This is a genomic window from Ruminococcus sp. XPD3002, assembly GCA_900119535.1.
Classification (GTDB): domain Bacteria; phylum Bacillota; class Clostridia; order Oscillospirales; family Ruminococcaceae; genus Ruminococcus; species Ruminococcus flavefaciens_H.
The window spans coordinates 82,317-98,909 of the sequence record FPJT01000006.1; the positions used below are offsets into that span (position 1 = coordinate 82,317).

A 16,593-nucleotide genomic window follows, 5' to 3' on the forward strand; every position below is an offset into this window, starting at 1 on the left:
CTGTGTATGTTACGGTCTCTTTGCTACTGCCTGTCTCAAAAGAATGAGGTCGAAAGCATTAACTTTCTCATCATCGTTCATATCTGCATAGTAGAACAGGCTCTTGTTGAAATCATTTTCAGTCAGGAGATATTTCTGGAGCGCAACAAGATCTGCTACAGTCAACAGATTATCAAAGTTGAGATCGCCTTTGAGTACATCTGTGCTCTCCATTTTCCAGAGTCCTTCTTCGGTATAACCGTCTATAGTTCCATCCGTTATAATACCGTTAAATACGGCAAAACTAAAGTTACTGCTCGGGCGATCTATCCATTCATTTCCTTTGATGTATATTTTTCCCGACTTTTCATCAATATCACCTTTAAAGTAATAGCTGCCGTCAACAGCATACTGAGCCTCAGCTTTATCAGAAGGAGATATGATACCTGTTCCTTTTATTTCGCCATTATCTGTTATATCAGTAATCGAGAACTTTATATTTCTTCTAACTGTAATATCACCATCAGTTCCATCGTATTCTCCATACCAGTTACGGCTCATTTTGCCCAAATCAACAGAATAATCAATAAAGCTATCGGATGTTTTCTTAAGAGTGAATTCTCTTCCGCTTTCTCCGTCTATAAGACCTGCGATCTGTTCGAGTTCAGTATCATATTTTCCTCCGAATCCAGCGAATCCCCAGTTAGAATCATTAAATATCCATTTAGTTCCCTTAAGATTGAAATCACCCGTTTCAAAATCAAAAGTTCCCGAAAAATAATACCTTTCATTTTTTTCAGATGTAACTATGGCTATTCCGCTGAATGTTCCATTTTCATCACACTGATCTACGCTGAATGAAATTTTTCTTTCAACTTCCGTGCTGCCTGTAGTACCTATGTATGTACCTTCCCACACACCAATAATTGTTTCTGCACTGTAGGAAGCGGTTTCGGAAGTCTCTTCACTTGTTGTTGCAGTGTCTGCTTCTGCGGCAAAAGCTGTGAAGCTTCCGCATGATAACATCATTGCGGCTGCTGTGACTGCACCTAAAAATACTCTCTTTTTCATTATTCTTTTCCTCCTGTACATGTTATGGTCTCTTTGCTACTGCCTGTCTTAAAAGAATGAGGTCAAAAGCGTTAACTTTCTCATCATCGTTCATATCTGCATAGTAGAACAGGCTCTTGTTGAAATCATTTTCAGTCAGAAGATATTTCTGGAGCGCAACAAGATCTGCTACAGTCAACAGATTATCAAAGTTGAGATCGCCTTTGAGTACATCTGTGCTCTCCATTTTCCAGATTCCATTTTTTGTATATCCATCAATAACTCCGTTTGTTAAAATACCGTTAAAAGGAATAAACTCAAAATTAGGATCGGGTTTTTCAATGAATTCGGTTCCCTTATAATAGATTTTTCCGGATTTTTCATCTATTGTACCGGAAAAATAATAACTGCCGTCTAATGCATATTGAGCCTCTGCTTTATCAGAAGGTGAAATGATCACAGTTCCTTTTATATCACCTGACTCAGAAAGATCAGTGATCGCAACTTTAATATTTCTTCTTACAACAGTTTTATCAGAACTATGACCATCATATTCTCCGTACCAATTGCGGCTTATTTCGCTAATATCTACAGAATAATCTACAGCTTTGTCAGATGTTTTCTTCAAAGCAAATGGTCGGTCATTATTTCCGCCAACAATGCCTGTTATACTATTATCAACGTCATACGATCCTTTAAATTCATTCAAACTCCAACTTCCGCTATCAAGTATCCATTTTTTGCCTTTAAGTTTAAAATCACCTGTTTTAAAATCAAAAGTACCCGAAAAATAATATCTTTCATAATCTTCAGATGTAACTATAGCAATACCGCTGAAATCACCATTTTCATCACACTGATCCACATTTAACGAAATAGATCTTTCAATCGTTGTGCTTCCTGAATAACCTGTATATGTTCCTTCCCAAACACCGATAATTGTATCTGCACTGTAGGTAACAGTTTCAGCGGTCTCTTCACCTGTTGTTGTAGTGTCTGCTTCAGCGGCAAAAGAATTGATACATGTGCCTGAAAGAAGCATTGCAAGTGCAGCAGCTGCACTTATAATTTTTTTTCCTTTCATGAAAAAATCCTCCTCATCCATATTGTTAACTGAACTTATCATATCTACATATAAAAAATATATACGCAGATATAAATATAATAACACAAATAATGGAAACTGTCAACCATAAAAGCAATTACATTTTAAAGTAAAAAGCTGCCGTAATGGAAAACCACCTGGCAGCTTCATTCTGATTTGTATTCCCTTTCAAAGGAATCCACCCAATTGCATGCGGAATATCCGATCAGTTGAAAAAGCTGAAACAGATGACCGCATTAAAGGATCAAGATCTTCATTTCAAAAATGTGCAGATACAAAATGCTGATTTTCATCCTTGCAACTTATTTTACTATACTTTGCACCGCATGTCAAGTATTAACTCATTTAACATGCATAAATCTTTAATTAGTCATAAAAAAGAAACTATTTGCACAAAAAACTTATAACATATTTATGCATAGTATAAGAATCCGCATTAAATGACTTGATTACTTTACGAAAGCGTGGTATAATATGGATAATTGTTCAGCGTACAAGCTGTACTTTATATTATAATTTTTACATATTGATCGGTTGTGTTAAAATTTCATTTATTTTTCATGGCGGTCAATCAAAATTTCAGATTTGAAAGGATGGAATTAAAATGAAGAAACTGATTGCATCAGTTATGGCTATTCTGTGTGTAGCAGGAGGTTTAGCTGCATCACAGACATTTGTAAGTCCAACTACAAACTCGGCAGTATCTTTCACTGCTATGGCAGCAGACGAGATATACCCTGAGGTCGGTATCTACGCCGGCAAGTATAAGAACAAGTATGCTGATACTTCTGTTTATACTTACGAGTTCAAGAAGATGAACGGAACAACTACCGAAGCCGACGGAAATGTTTATGATATTTATAAATTAGATATTTCTAATTTAGATTCGAACAACAAAAAAGTCATTCTGACTACTAATTACGTTCTCGGACTTACAAAAGCAAAGTCTACAACACTTGATTATACATTTGACGCTGTTACACTAAGCGACGATGCAAAGGCTTACATAAAAAACAATAAGCTTGAGAAGCAGATCACCGACTCGAAAGTCAGACTTATTGCTGATAGTGCTTTTAAGGGCTCATATCTTAAGAGCATTGATCTTTCAGGTATAGAATATATTGACAGAAATGCTTTTGCAAATTGTCCTTATATAACTGAATTTGAAATCCCTTCTACTGTTAAATACGTCGGAGCAAGTACTTTCCAGAGCAGTGGCCTTAAAACTCTGAATGTAAATTGTGAACTGCCTGTAATTCCTGATAATTTCTGCCAGAAAACTCAGCTCACAGAGATAAATTTCTCTAATCCCGAAATGATCAGGAAAATTGGCGCTAGCTCATTTGAAGCAACACCTATTAGTGAGCCGTTTTTCAATGAATTCGGCGAAGCTAAGAACTATGAAGCTCTAATGATCGATAACAGAGCATTCAAGGATTGTACATCAATTAAGTCTGTAAAGATGTCTGATAATATAGTTACTCTTGCGCAATATGTATTCAGCGGTTGTACAAATCTTCGTGAACTCCAGTTTGGCAAGAAAACAATATACGCAGACAAGAACAGTTTTGAAAATTGTACTGCTCTTGATACAATCAAGTTCAACGATGTTCTCGAAGCTCTCGGCGGTGGATGCTTTAGCGGCTGTACAGGTCTTAAGGAAGTAAAGGGATTCCCTGATACTATCAAGGACTGGGTTGCATATAGCGGAAATACAGGTTATGGTTTTGGTAATTGCATGTTCCAGAACTGTAAGTCACTCGTTTCATGCGATCTTCCTAAGTCCATCACACGTGTTCCCGAATCTGTATTCGCAGGTTGTACTTCACTCAAGACAGTTTATAACGGTGAAAATATAACAGCTATCGATAAGGATGCGTTCAACGGTTGTACAAATCTCCTCGAGGCAGTATATCCTGAAGTTACAAAGATCGGCGAAGGAGCTTTCAAGAACTGCTCAAGTCTCATCACATTTAAGGTTGGCAAGTGTACAACAGTAGGCAATTACGCTCTTGAGGGTTGCTCATCACTTAAGGCTATCACTCTTCTTGCAGACGAGTATGGTTCACCTGATAATAGCTATGTATTCAAGAATTGTAAGAATGCTGAAAAGATCACTGTTTCACTTGGTCAGTATACTCAGCTTCCTAAGGGACTTTTCTCTGGCTGCGAAAAACTTAAGACTGTGGACGGAGACCTCTCTAAGATCTCTATAAGCGGTAAGGAGACATTCTCAGGCTGTACTGCTCTTGAAAAGCTCAGTCTTCCTGCACTCAGGATCATAGAGGATAAGGCTTTCTATAACTGTACTAACCTCAAGAGCATTTCTGACTCTTCTGCTTTAGCAGCTGAAGACTATGGTACATCTTGCTTCGAAAATTGTACAAACCTCAAGGCTGAAGTTACAGGAACTATTTCTACTATCGGTGCAAGTGCTTTCAAAAAGAGTGGTATAACTAAGGTTACTATAGATGGCATGAAGGGCGGTACTGTAGTTATCGGTAATAATGCATTCTCAGATTGTCCTAACCTTAAAGATGCAACTATAAAGTCACAAAATGCAGAGACATTCTCAATCGGAAGTGCTATTTTCCAGAACTCACCTGTTCTTGCAAGTGCTGTATTTGAAGGTCCTTCAATAACACAGAACATGTTTAATAATTGTCCTGAACTCACTTCTGTAACTACAAATGCAACTAATATCCAGTCAGGTGCATTCCAGAAGGATGTAAAGCTTGCAAAGATAACAAGTCTCGCTGACAGCAAGAAGACTATAGTCGCTAAGGAGATCGGTGCAAACGCATTCAATGGATGCAGCGCTCTTACAACTACACATTGTGATGCTAAGACTACATTCACAGGCACAAGCCAGTATACAGGTTGTAGCTCTATAAAATCTGCTTCGCTTGGCGCTCTTACTCAGAACATGTTCAAGGATTGTACTGCTCTTGAATCTGTTACGCTTTCAGATGTAACTATAATTCCTGATTATGCTTTCCAGAACTGCTCTGCACTTAATAAGCTTGATCTTTCAAATATTATTTCTATCGGAAACAATTCATTTGCTAACACAGGATTTACATCTGTAAAGACAGAAAACGCTCAGACTATTGGTTCAAGCGCTTTCAATGGTTCACAGAATCTTAAGTCTGTTGATGTAGCTGCTGCAACAATCGGTTCAAGTGCATTCTCTAATTGTCCCGTTCTTGAAGACGCAGTTATTTATGCTTCAACAATCGGTTCAAACGCTTTTGCAAACAACGCTATACTTTCTACAGTTACACTCCAGAGCAATGATCAGAGAAAACTTGAAAAGATAGATTCAAATGCCTTTGCAAATGATCCTAAGCTCTATGAAATAGTAATCCCGGGAAGCCCTGTTATAGGCACAAGAGCAATCGGATATAAGAAAAATACAGTTGATCCTGTATTCCTCATCGCAGGTGAACCCGGTTCAAGCTCGCATACTTATGCAACTGACAACAGTATTGCTTTCTGTGACGTTAAGGACTTTGACCTCACTGCTCGTCAGAACTCCAGAAAGACTCCCGGAGATGTTGACGGTAACTCTGTAATTTCTGTTGCAGATGCTGTTAAGCTTCAGTCATGGCTGTTCAACAAGCCTATTGAGGACTATGTTCCCGGAAATATGGATGTTAATAGTGACGGTAAGGTAAATTCACTTGACATGATCGCTATCAGACAGAAGCTTGCTAAGACCAAGTAATGTATCAATTTAACATCAGAGCCGACTCTGTTATCAGAGTCGGCTTTTTGCATAAAACAGCCTTCTGCAGAATCTTTATCCGCTGAAGGCTGTTTTTATTATTTGTTCTGAAGTTCTTTTATCTTGTCACGAAGATATGCCGCGTGTTCAAATTCGAGCATTTTAGCCGCATTTTTCATTTCGATCGTAAGTTTATCGATAAGCTGCTGCTTCTCTGCTGCTGACATTTTCTTCTTTCTGGTCTTTTCCTCGACCTTATTCTTGGAAGTTATCTCAATAACGTCCCTGACATCCTTTATGATAGTCTTCGGAGTTATTCCATGTTCCTTGTTGTAAGCCATTTGTATCGAGCGGCGGCGTTCTGTTTCCATGATCGCACGTTCCATCGAACCGGTTACACTATCGGCGTACATTATAACCTTACCCTCCGCATTTCTTGCGGCACGTCCTATAGTCTGTATAAGCGAGGTCTCGCTTCTGAGGAATCCTTCCTTATCGGCATCAAGTATTGCAATAAGACTCACCTCAGGTATATCAAGTCCCTCACGGAGAAGATTTATACCTATCAGAACATCAAAGACTCCGTTTCTCAGATCTTTGATTATCTCCATACGCTCAATTGTATCTATATCATGATGCAGATATCTGACCTTAACACCGAGATTCTCATAATAAGAAGTAAGATCCTCTGCCATTTTCTTTGTCAGTGTAGTTACAAGAACTCTCTCATGCTTTTCTACTCGGGTATTTATCTCAGAAAGCAGATCGTCGACCTGTCCCTGCGTTGGTTTCACTATTATCTCAGGATCAACAAGTCCCGTCGGACGGATAACCTGTTCAACAATTACATCTGTTTTCTCTCGTTCAATAGTTCCCGGTGTTGCGCTTACATATATTGCCTGATTTATATGTTCATTGAACTCATCAAAATTCAGCGGACGATTGTCCATTGCACTCGGTAAACGGAATCCATAGTCGACAAGCGTAGTCTTTCTTGCTCTGTCCCCTGCATACATCGCTCTAACCTGCGGCAGTGTTACGTGGCTTTCATCGACAAACAAAAGGAAATCATGCGGAAAATGGTCAAGCAGAGTAAGCGGAGTACTTCCTGCAGGTCTGCCCGCAAGGACTCGTGAATAGTTTTCGACACCGCTGCAATAGCCTACCTCCCTTATCATTTCCATGTCATACTGTGTACGCTCCTTGATACGCTGTGCTTCGATAAGCTTGTTGTTAGCGGTGAAATAATCTATGCGTTCTGCAAGTTCACGGTCTATCTCCTGCAGAGCGGATTCGATCTTATCATCCCCTACTACATAATGCGAAGCAGGGAATATAGCAGCATATGACACAACAGCCTTAACAGTTCCATTGACAACATTTATTTCAGAGATGCGGTCAATCTCATCCCCGAAATACTCAACTCTTATTGCTGTATCCGATGATCTTGCAGGGAATATTTCTACTACATCCCCTCTTACTCTGAAACGATTTCGCTCAAAAGCAATATCGTTACGTTCATATCTTATGCGTACAAGTTCATCGATGAGCTGCTGACGCGGTTTTTCGGTGCCCTGACGTATAGCGACCATCATAGAGCGGTATTCCTCAGGACTTCCCAGTGAGTAGATACATGATACACTGGCAACGATTATTACATCCCTGCGTTCAGCAAGTGCAGTAGTAGCTGAATGGCGGAGTTTATCTATCTCGTCGTTTATTGATGAATCTTTCTCAATATAGCTGTCTGTACTCGGAACATACGCTTCAGGCTGATAATAATCGTAGTATGAAACAAAATACTCTACAGCGTTATCAGGGAAAAACTCTCTGAATTCGGAACAGAGCTGAGCTGCAAGAATTTTGTTGTGGGCAAGTACGAGAGTAGGCTTATTGACACGAGCAATAACGTTTGCCATTGTGAATGTTTTTCCCGAACCTGTAACTCCAAGAAGTATCTGTTCTTTTCTTCCTGAGAGTATCCCCTCTGTCAGTTTATCTATAGCCTGTGGCTGATCTCCTGCAGGAGCGTACTGAGAATGAAGTCTGAAATGATCCATGTATCTTTCTCCTTATTATTGTATGAACTTCGATTGATATATCCGAATATAATTATATATCATGCAGCTATTATTGTCAATGTATAAAGTCATCCATATTGTTACATTTGTCACTCTCAAAGTGACGCTGTGCATCTTACTAACTCCCCTTTTATGTGTTATCATATAGTTACAGTAAAGGAAACCTCCTCATGAAAGGATGATGGATATGTTGACACGTTTTTCACTTATTATGCTTATATCTCTTGCTATTGCGATACCTGTTCTACTGCCGATGTTTATTGTACTGGCTGTATTCGCAAGGAAAAAGCAACATACAGCTTCTGTACCGATGTACGATACAGCAGAAAAAGGAAGCACACTGCCTGATTCAGTCGAATCCCCCGATTTACACAAAGAGATACCTTCTTCAGAGAAAGAGAAAAAAACTCATAACTTCAATTCATCTCAGCTTCTGCTTCTCATTGGTACCGCTTTCGTAGTACTGTCCGGAATCGCATTCGGAGTAGCAAGCTGGGTAAAGACAACTCCTACAGGAAGAGTTGCAATTATAGTAGCTGCAGCCGCTGTATCTTTCTTAATAAGCTTTTTCTTCCGCAAAGTTCTTAAGCTCAAAGGAACTTCCGCTTCATTTTACTCTGTTGGCTCTATATTCTCCTCGATAGCACTTCTTACTGCCGGCGCATATCAACTTATGGGAGAATGGTTCTCATTCAGCGGCGATGGTCTTTGCATGCTTCTGACTCTGTCCTCACTGCTGATAGCAGCGCTTTCGATAATCGGCTATAAGCTCTATGATATCAAGGCTTCGGGCTACGTCGGCCTGTACGCAGTTTCACTTTCTATTATATTTGCAGCAGCTCAGTTGACAGACGAATTCATGTACTTTGCAGTTCTCATGATACTGATACAGGCAGTTATCACCGCTCTGTTCAATATTTTCGAGTTCCATAAATACATTCCTCTTCAACTTAAAGTCAGAACAGCTGCAAACATAACTTCGATCACATACGCAGCTATTTCAGTAGTTTACGTCGTAAGCAAACTCTGGAATCCTACTCTTGCTTCCTTTGCAATCCTTGCAGCTATCATCTTCCAGATGATCTTCTACGGAATTACGTTAAAAAACCGCTCACTAATACTTCTTCAGTGTATCACAAGTATATTCTCATCAATTGTTGTAGGCAATTGGTTCGGATATAAATTTGAAAATAACATCGGACTTCCTGTATTCGGTTTATGCCTTATTCTCATATTCCTTGCCAACAAATTCATACCCGCATTCAGAAACGGAATCAACAGCAAGATATCTCTCGGCGCTGCTTCATTTGCTGTACTTGCTTTATTCCTCCAGTTCGGAAACGATGTACCGTTCTTAGGCTACTTTGTTACACTCACAATGGCTTGCATTTACCTCATATATACATTCAGCAATAACACTTCAGCTCAGTATCTCTGCGGCATAGCTGCTCCTGTAACATTCATCGCTAACGCTTTCATGTTCTATGAGGATAAACTTGCAGCTCTCTATAATGACGATTCAAGAACTTTATACTACTGCTTCTTCGTATGCATAATGCTTGCAGTTAACGCTATGATCTGCTATCTTCCACAGATATCATTCCGCCTTTACGTTAAAACTCACCGTGAATCAGATGTTTTACTCTACACAAATCTCATTCTGACTGCAATTGTTATGATAGCTCTCTCAGGTGAAGAATACGCACTCTGTTTCATACCGGCTATAATCGCTCATTATATTCTTTCACACAAGGTCAAGAATAATTTTGCAGGCATGGGTTCAGTATTCGCAATACTCTCAGTGATATTCAATTACCTCAGCGGATACACAGACCTTATGACAAGACCTGTTTCCTACATAATGCTCGGACTCCTTGCAGTTCTTACTTTAGTTTCAAGAATAATGTACAGCAAAGCCCTTGTTTATCATACTGATAACAAAGTTCGCATCGATGTTATACAGCTTACTTCATGGCTTGCTATATTCTATTCATTCACGGGCTACCACACACCATTATCTATAAAGCTTCTTGCTATAGCACTCTACATTGCTAACTTTGTACGTAAAAATACAAAGCCGAACACTTCAGCTGCTATCCTTACAATTTCAACCCTCATCACCATGCATGCACTCATCATAAGACCATTCTTCGTATTCGATTCAGATATTATATCAAGCAAGATGAACCTCGCAATAATAGCTCTTACAGGTTTTGCTTTCAGCATTATCTGGAAAAAGCATACTTCAGCTGCAAGACTTTTATCAACAGGTATCTACATCTTCTCATTCGCTTCACTTATATTCGACGCAATGAAGTATCACTCAGCAGGAAATACGATTTTTGTACTTGCAGTTACAGCACTTATACTCATAATCTCATCTTCAGTCAAGAGCAAAACATGGTTCGCAGCATCGTCCGCAGCACTGGTTATCATTACTCTCTACTCCACAAAGAAGTATCTCATGACTCTCAACTGGTGGGCATATCTCTTCATAGTAGGACTCCTCCTCATTGGCGCAGCTGCATTCAACGAATTTTGCAAGAGCAGAAATATCTCACCTAAAGAAACTGTAAAAGCTAAATTTGCAGGCTGGAAATGGTAATATCACTTCATGAATGAAAACGCCCGAAAGTGGTCATAAGGACTGCTTTCGGGCAAAATTAATTATATATTATTATAGTATCAGTATGGTGAAACAACAGTCTCAGCCTTCTTGACAGCTTCTTCAAGAGAAAGTCCTGTAAATTCCTGAGCTCCGAAAAGTCTTCCCGACTTCTTGTCATCTATAAATGCACCAACTACCACACCGGGTATTGCACTTTCAGGAGCATTCGGAGCCATTTGTCCACCCAGATCAGTTCTGCACCATCCTGGATCTGTAAGACTGATAATAACATCAGTGCCGTTAATCTTTGCAACAAGATCTCTCGTTACCTTATCAAGAGCGGCCTTACTTGCAGAATAACCTGCCTGTTCGGGCTCACGGTCTATACCGCTTGTTGTATTTACTATTCTTCCGAATCCTCTTTCTATCATCTTTGGCAGGAAGTGATAGCATATCATCATAGGTGCTATCGTATTGATCCTGAAGCTTATATCATAATCGGACATCGGAGTCTTGAGGTATTCAGTGCGGTATGCTATCTGAAGGCCTGCGTTGTTAAGAACTATATCTATCTGTGTGCCCTTTTTATCTATCTCATCAAGCATTGCCTGTACAGATGCTGTGTCTGAAAGCTCCGCAGATACAGCGTAAGCTTCAACGCCTCTCTTTTTTACTTCACTCAGAACCTTTTCACAGTACTTTTCGTCTCTGCTGTGAAGTACAAGATTGCATCCCTGTTCAGCCATAAACAATGCTGCAAGATAACCGATCCCTCTGCTTGCGCCTGTAATAAGCGCCCATTTTCCTTTTACATCGACCATATTGTAATTCCTCCGTTTCAGATCTGCTATGCGAGAACTACAGACCTGTTTTTCTATTCTATCAACACTGATGCTATTATATCACATTTTTCTCTATAATGCAAGATATTTGACTTATTTTAATGTTTATGAATAGTTATATAAATCAAAAAAGCTATTTAGAGATCTGAAACAATATCTATTTGACATAAGTTGATTTTTAGTGTATAATGGATAAAAAGGAGATGATCCAATGAATGTACTTATCATAAACGGAAGTCCGAGAATCAACGGAAATACTTCCATTGCACTTAACGAAATGACGAAGATTTTTGATGCTGAAGGTATCAGCACAAAGGTCGTTCAGATAGGAAACAAGGATATCCGAGGTTGTGTTGCATGTGAAAGCTGCCACCAAAGCGGAAAGTGCGTCTTCAATGACGTTGTGAATGAATTAGCTCCAGAGTTTGAAGCTGCTGATGGTCTGGTGGTTGCAACTCCGGTATATTATGCTTCTGCCAATGCGACATTAATCGCCTGTCTTGACAGACTTTTTTACAGTACACACTTCGATAAGACAATGAAAGTCGGTGCAAGTGTTGCTGTTGCAAGGCGCGGAGGATGCTCTGCTGCTTTCGATGAACTGAACAAATACTTTACAATATGCGGTATGCCTGTTGCTTCAAGCCAGTACTGGAACAGCGTTCACGGCAGAGAAAAGGGCGAGGCTGCACAGGATGACGAGGGCCTTCAGACAATGCGTGTCCTCGCAAGAAATATGTCTTTCCTTATGAAAGGTATCGCACTTGCAAAAGAAAAGTACGGTCTGCCTGAAGCAGAAGAATGGACTCCGACTCATTTCATCAGGTAAAGCAATAATTGGTCAGTCCGCAAAAAAATACTTCTTGCAAATATGCATCATATATGTTATAATGATAAAAATCATACCCGTAAAGGAGTGATCGGTATGTTAGCTGATAAGAAAAGTTTCGATCGTGTTGAGGAAATCCTCAGAAATAACGGTACTATTGAAAACTTTGAAAAAGAGAACGGTGAACTGCGCGGCAGAATGATGATAACTCTCGGAGAACTTCCCGAGAATCTTAAAGCAGATCTTCCGCTCAATAAAACAGATTTTGTTTTCATTGCAACTTTTGATTTCTTCGATACCGCTATAGGAATCGCTGTTGATACAGTCAACAGAGCACCAAAGGGCGATGCTTTCTACATTAAGCAGACAGAGTCCGCTGCAGAGCCGCCTATGGAATGGGTAACTTACTTCATAAATACACTTTCGGAAAACATTCGTCCCGACGGTAGCTTCGGCGTTCCGATACTCGTCTTCATGAGCGAGGAATCAGGCTTTACTGTTGTGCCGACTCCCCCGGAGAAAGAACCTGAAATAAAGATAGAATAAAAAAGAATATGCACTTCATGCCGTATTTTTCTGCTCAGATGAACAGAAAATACGGCTTTTATTTTTCATTTACTGTTTTTCTTGACACTTTCAAATAAGTGTGATATAATTGTTTTATTAATGTACTGATGTTCGCGTATACGGACTAAAGCATTATTTGACCTGTTTGATACAGGTCGTTATGTTGTTAACTTGTTTTAAGGAGGAATCACTTGTGAAAGAAAAACTTGAGGCTTTGCTCAATGAAGGTATCGCTAAGATCACAGGAGCAAAATCAGAAAGTGAATTGCAGGAGGTCAAGGCTTCCCTTTTAGGTAAGCAGGGCTCTCTCACTGGAATTTTAAAAGAAATGCCAAAGCTTGATGCTTCCTTACGTCCGGAGATCGGCCGTATGGTAAATCAGCTTAAAGAGCGATTTACCACGCTGATCGATACACAGCGCGAAACTATCAGCTTGAACGCTTCTAAGATACCTGAGGATTTCGACTGCACAGTTCCCGGTATAAAGCCTTTCAAGGGCGGACTTCACCCAATTACCCAGATGTGCTATGATCTGAATGACGCTTTCAGATCAATGGGATTCGAGATATTCGATGAAGCTGATATAACCAGCGAACTTTATGGTTTTGATAACCTTAACTTCCCGCCTAACCACCCTGCAAGAGAAAGTATGGATACATACTGGCTCAAGGGACACGATACAGGCAATGCTGCAGACAAGCTCTGTCTTCGTCCTCACCTTACAGGTGCAAGCGTAAGATATATGCAGACTCATAAGCCCCCTTACCGCTTCGTTTACCCCGGAAGAGTTTACAGAAACGAAACTACAGATGCTCGCCATGAACGTGCTTTCTTCCAGTACGAGGCTCTTATCGTTGATAAGGACTTCACTTTTACTGCGGGTAAGGTGATGATAAAGAGCATCCTTTCTAAGGTATTCGGCAAGGATGTACCTGTAAGAATGAGAGCAGGATTCTTCCCGTTCGTTGAACCAGGTTTCGAGATCGATATGGGCTGTCTCGTTTGCGGCGGTAAAGGCTGCAGTGTTTGTAAGCAGGTTGGCTGGATAGAGATCATGCCGGGTGGAACTCCTCATCCGAACGTTCTCCGTGCTGCAGGACTCGATCCCGATGAATACACAGGATTCTACGTTAATATCGGTCTGGACAGACTCGTTATGATGCGTTACGGCGTTGATGATGTACGTTTGTTCCATAGTGCTGACCTCAGATTCCTGAGTCAGTTCTGTTAAGGAGGTTAGGAAATGAAGTTATCACTTGATTGGATAAAGGATTATGTTCAGCTGCCTGATGATATGGACCTTAAGCGCCTTTCCTATGACCTTACAATGTCAACTGTAGAGGTAGAGGACGCTGAGGATCTCGGTGCAGCTTTTGACAAGCTCATCGTTGGTGAGATCAAGGAAGTTCTCCCCCACCCTAATGCTGACAAGCTCAGAATATGCAAAACTGATATAGGCGGAGAAATAAAAGACATCGTTTGCGGAGGTGTAAACCTCAGTAATGGTATGAAAGTCGTTGTTGCATGCCCAGGTGCTATGGTACGCTGGCACGGCGAAGGCGAGCCGGTAGAGATAAAGAACGCTAAGCTCCGCGGTGTTGAGAGCTTTGGTATGATATGTGCTTCATCAGAAGTCGGACTTGCCGATCTTTTCCCTGCTGCTGAAGCAGAGATAATGGATATATCTGCATTTGATGCTCCTGCTGGCACTCCCATTGCAGATGCGCTCGACCTCAATGATATCATTCTTGAAATAGATAATAAATCAATGACTAACCGTCCAGATCTCTGGGGACACTACGGTATCGCTCGTGAGCTTGCTGCTCTTTACGATCTTCCTCTTAAAGAACTGAAGCCTTTTGATCCGGCAGGACTTCCTCAGCTTACCGTTGAAGTGCGTGACACAGAACGCTGCCCGAGATACATCGGAAGTGAGATACAGGGACTTTCAGTTAAACCTTCACCATACAAGATGCAGAACCGTATCTGGAAGGTCGGCATGAGACCTATCAACGCTCTCGTTGACGTTACAAACTACGTAATGCTTGCAACAGGTCAGCCTACACACGCTTTCGATGCTGATAATATCTCTGACCATATAATCGTCAGAAAAGCCGAGGATAAGGAAAAGCTCCTTCTTCTCAACGATCAGGATCTTGAACTCACTACTGATGACCTTGTTATCGCTGATTCAGAGTCCGCAGTCGGTCTCGCAGGCGTTATGGGCGGTGCCAAGGACTCGGTTCTTCCAAAGACAAACAGAGTAATCCTTGAAGTTGCAAACTTCAATGCAGCAGGTATACGCCGTACAGCTCTCAGATACGAAAACCGTACAGAGGCTGCTGCTCGTTACGAAAAGGCTGTTGATCCAGAGAGATGCGATCAGGCAGTATCAATGGCTTTAGAGCTTTTTGCAGAGTTATACCCCGAAATGAAGGTAGTTGCTTACTCAGATACATATCCTGTAAAACTCCAGAAGAGCGAGATAGACGTTCCTATGGAATGGCTTAAGCGCAGACTCGGCAAGGAAATGTCAAATGACGTTATCCTCAACAAGCTCGGACGCCTCGGCTTTGAAGTAAAGTTCACTGAGGGCAACATGCACATCACTGCTCCTACATGGCGTTCAACCGGTGATATATCTATCAAGGACGATATCATGGAAGAAGTTGCTCGTATGTACGGCTATGACAACTTTGAGCCTACACTTATCACAACTTCATTCGAGGGTGCTATAAATCAGCTTGATATCGACCTTGAAAGAAAAATAAGAGAGTACCTTGCTTTCCGCTGCGGTATGCAGGAGATATTCACTTATCCGTGGATGACAGATGAGTACGTTAATGCTATCCTTCAGACTACAGAAGGAATGTTTGAACTCAGTTCACCTCCTTCACCTACAGAGAGACTTGTAAAGAACTCTCTCCTTCCAAACCTTGTTAAGGCAGTTTCAGAGAATCTCCGTTACTACAGTGACTTTGCTATATTCGAGGCTACAAAGGTTTGCTTCGACAGGAACTATACAACTCCTTACGACGAACGCGAGAAGCTCCCCGAGATGCGCAGAAATGTTGCAGGTGCAATGACCGGTGACTATAAAGATATTGAAGGCCTTTTCCGCCGCATGAAGGGTATTCTTGAACCAATGGCTCGTTACACTCACATGGAGGAGCTAACTTTCGATAAGCTCGAAAAGCCTGTATGGGCTGATGATGTTGTTTGGATGAATATACTTCTCAACGGCAAGATCGTAGGAAATTTTGCACTCCTTGCAAAGAAGGCGTCAATGGACTGCGGAATCAAAAACAACGCAATAATGCTCTTCGAGCTTGATATCGACAGCCTTGTTCCTTACAAGTCAAGAACGAACAAGTTTGAGCATCTCCCTGAGTACCCGATGAACGATTATGACGTTTCCGTGCTCTTCGACAGCTCTGTAAAGTGGAATGATATCCACGATGTTATTATGAGCAAGAGCGGTCCTGACAGTCTGCTTAGATCTGCTTCATTCGTTGAGGAATACAAGGGTAAACAGGTGCCTGACGGTAAGAAGTCCGTAACCATCAGGCTCGTTATCGGCTCGCTTTCAAAGACTCTTACATCAGATGAGATCGAAAGCTGCGCTAACAGCGTTACAAAACGTCTCGTAAAGCAGCTCGGAGCAGAACTCCGTTTCAAATAATCATCATAAGCACATCCTTCTTCGGAGGGATGTGCTTTTTGTGCGAATTAAGCAAAAAATGCGTTGACATTTCTGCAATATTGATGTATAATAAAGAAAATATATGTGAACGTTATTTGCAGT

10 protein-coding genes are annotated in these 16,593 nt (G+C 40.8%); 6 read left to right on the plus strand and 4 right to left on the minus strand.

Annotation, left to right across the window (positions count from 1 at the left end; all coding sequences use genetic code 11):
- Positions 1-9 precede the first annotated feature (9 nt).
- Positions 10-1,050 (minus strand): dockerin type I repeat-containing protein, encoded by a 1,041-nt coding sequence (locus BT127_RS06895; RefSeq protein ID WP_075424297.1) that lies wholly within the window; start codon positions 1,048-1,050, stop codon positions 10-12.
- Positions 1,051-1,072: 22 nt separating this feature from the next.
- Positions 1,073-2,113, minus strand: a complete 1,041-nt coding sequence (locus tag BT127_RS06900) for a dockerin type I repeat-containing protein (RefSeq protein ID WP_075424298.1) — start codon at positions 2,111-2,113, stop codon at positions 1,073-1,075.
- Positions 2,114-2,738: 625 nt separating this feature from the next.
- Here BT127_RS06900 and BT127_RS06905 point away from each other — a divergent pair.
- Complete coding sequence (locus BT127_RS06905; RefSeq protein WP_075424299.1) at positions 2,739-5,861, plus strand: leucine-rich repeat protein; 3,123 nt, start codon at positions 2,739-2,741, stop codon at positions 5,859-5,861.
- Between the two features lie 98 nt (positions 5,862-5,959).
- Here BT127_RS06905 and uvrB read toward each other — a convergent pair whose 3' ends face one another.
- Complete coding sequence (gene uvrB, locus BT127_RS06910) at positions 5,960-7,921, minus strand: excinuclease ABC subunit UvrB (protein ID WP_075424300.1); 1,962 nt, start codon at positions 7,919-7,921, stop codon at positions 5,960-5,962.
- A 208-nt stretch (positions 7,922-8,129) separates the two neighbouring features.
- Between uvrB and BT127_RS06915 the strand changes: the two genes are divergently transcribed.
- A complete protein-coding gene (locus BT127_RS06915) occupies positions 8,130-10,547 on the plus strand; it encodes a hypothetical protein (protein ID WP_075424301.1) in 2,418 nt (805 codons plus the stop codon).
- 80 nt (positions 10,548-10,627) lie between these two features.
- Here BT127_RS06915 and BT127_RS06920 read toward each other — a convergent pair whose 3' ends face one another.
- Positions 10,628-11,371, minus strand: a complete 744-nt coding sequence (locus BT127_RS06920) for an SDR family NAD(P)-dependent oxidoreductase (protein ID WP_075424302.1) — start codon at positions 11,369-11,371, stop codon at positions 10,628-10,630.
- Positions 11,372-11,603: 232 nt separating this feature from the next.
- Here BT127_RS06920 and BT127_RS06925 point away from each other — a divergent pair, with 232 nt between their 5' ends.
- The 4 genes from BT127_RS06925 (at position 11,604) to pheT (ending at position 16,470) form a co-directional block, all read left to right on the plus strand.
- A complete protein-coding gene (locus tag BT127_RS06925; RefSeq protein ID WP_075424303.1) occupies positions 11,604-12,221 on the plus strand; it encodes a flavodoxin family protein in 618 nt (205 codons plus the stop codon).
- Positions 12,222-12,317: 96 nt separating this feature from the next.
- Positions 12,318-12,767, plus strand: a complete 450-nt coding sequence (locus BT127_RS06930; RefSeq protein WP_075424304.1) for a hypothetical protein — start codon at positions 12,318-12,320, stop codon at positions 12,765-12,767.
- Positions 12,768-12,981: 214 nt separating this feature from the next.
- Positions 12,982-14,019 (plus strand): phenylalanine--tRNA ligase subunit alpha, encoded by a 1,038-nt coding sequence (locus BT127_RS06935; RefSeq protein ID WP_082334939.1) that lies wholly within the window; start codon positions 12,982-12,984, stop codon positions 14,017-14,019.
- A 12-nt stretch (positions 14,020-14,031) separates the two neighbouring features.
- Positions 14,032-16,470, plus strand: a complete 2,439-nt coding sequence (gene pheT, locus BT127_RS06940) for a phenylalanine--tRNA ligase subunit beta (protein ID WP_075424306.1) — start codon at positions 14,032-14,034, stop codon at positions 16,468-16,470.
- The last annotated feature ends 123 nt before the right edge of the window (positions 16,471-16,593 follow it).

Bases quoted from the DNA above. Each gene is read 5' to 3' on its own strand.
- uvrB (WP_075424300.1), bottom strand. From the start codon at position 7,921: ATGGATCATTTCAGACTTCATTCTCAGTACGCTCCTGCAGGAGATCAG.
- BT127_RS06920 (WP_075424302.1), bottom strand. From the start codon at position 11,371: ATGGTCGATGTAAAAGGAAAATGGGCGCTTATTACAGGCGCAAGCAGA.
- pheT (WP_075424306.1), top strand. From the start codon at position 14,032: ATGAAGTTATCACTTGATTGGATAAAGGATTATGTTCAGCTGCCTGAT.
- BT127_RS06915 (WP_075424301.1), top strand. From the start codon at position 8,130: ATGTTGACACGTTTTTCACTTATTATGCTTATATCTCTTGCTATTGCG.
- BT127_RS06905 (WP_075424299.1), top strand. From the start codon at position 2,739: ATGAAGAAACTGATTGCATCAGTTATGGCTATTCTGTGTGTAGCAGGA.
- BT127_RS06895 (WP_075424297.1), bottom strand. From the start codon at position 1,050: ATGAAAAAGAGAGTATTTTTAGGTGCAGTCACAGCAGCCGCAATGATG.
- BT127_RS06925 (WP_075424303.1), top strand. From the start codon at position 11,604: ATGAATGTACTTATCATAAACGGAAGTCCGAGAATCAACGGAAATACT.
- BT127_RS06900 (WP_075424298.1), bottom strand. From the start codon at position 2,113: ATGAAAGGAAAAAAAATTATAAGTGCAGCTGCTGCACTTGCAATGCTT.
- BT127_RS06930 (WP_075424304.1), top strand. From the start codon at position 12,318: ATGTTAGCTGATAAGAAAAGTTTCGATCGTGTTGAGGAAATCCTCAGA.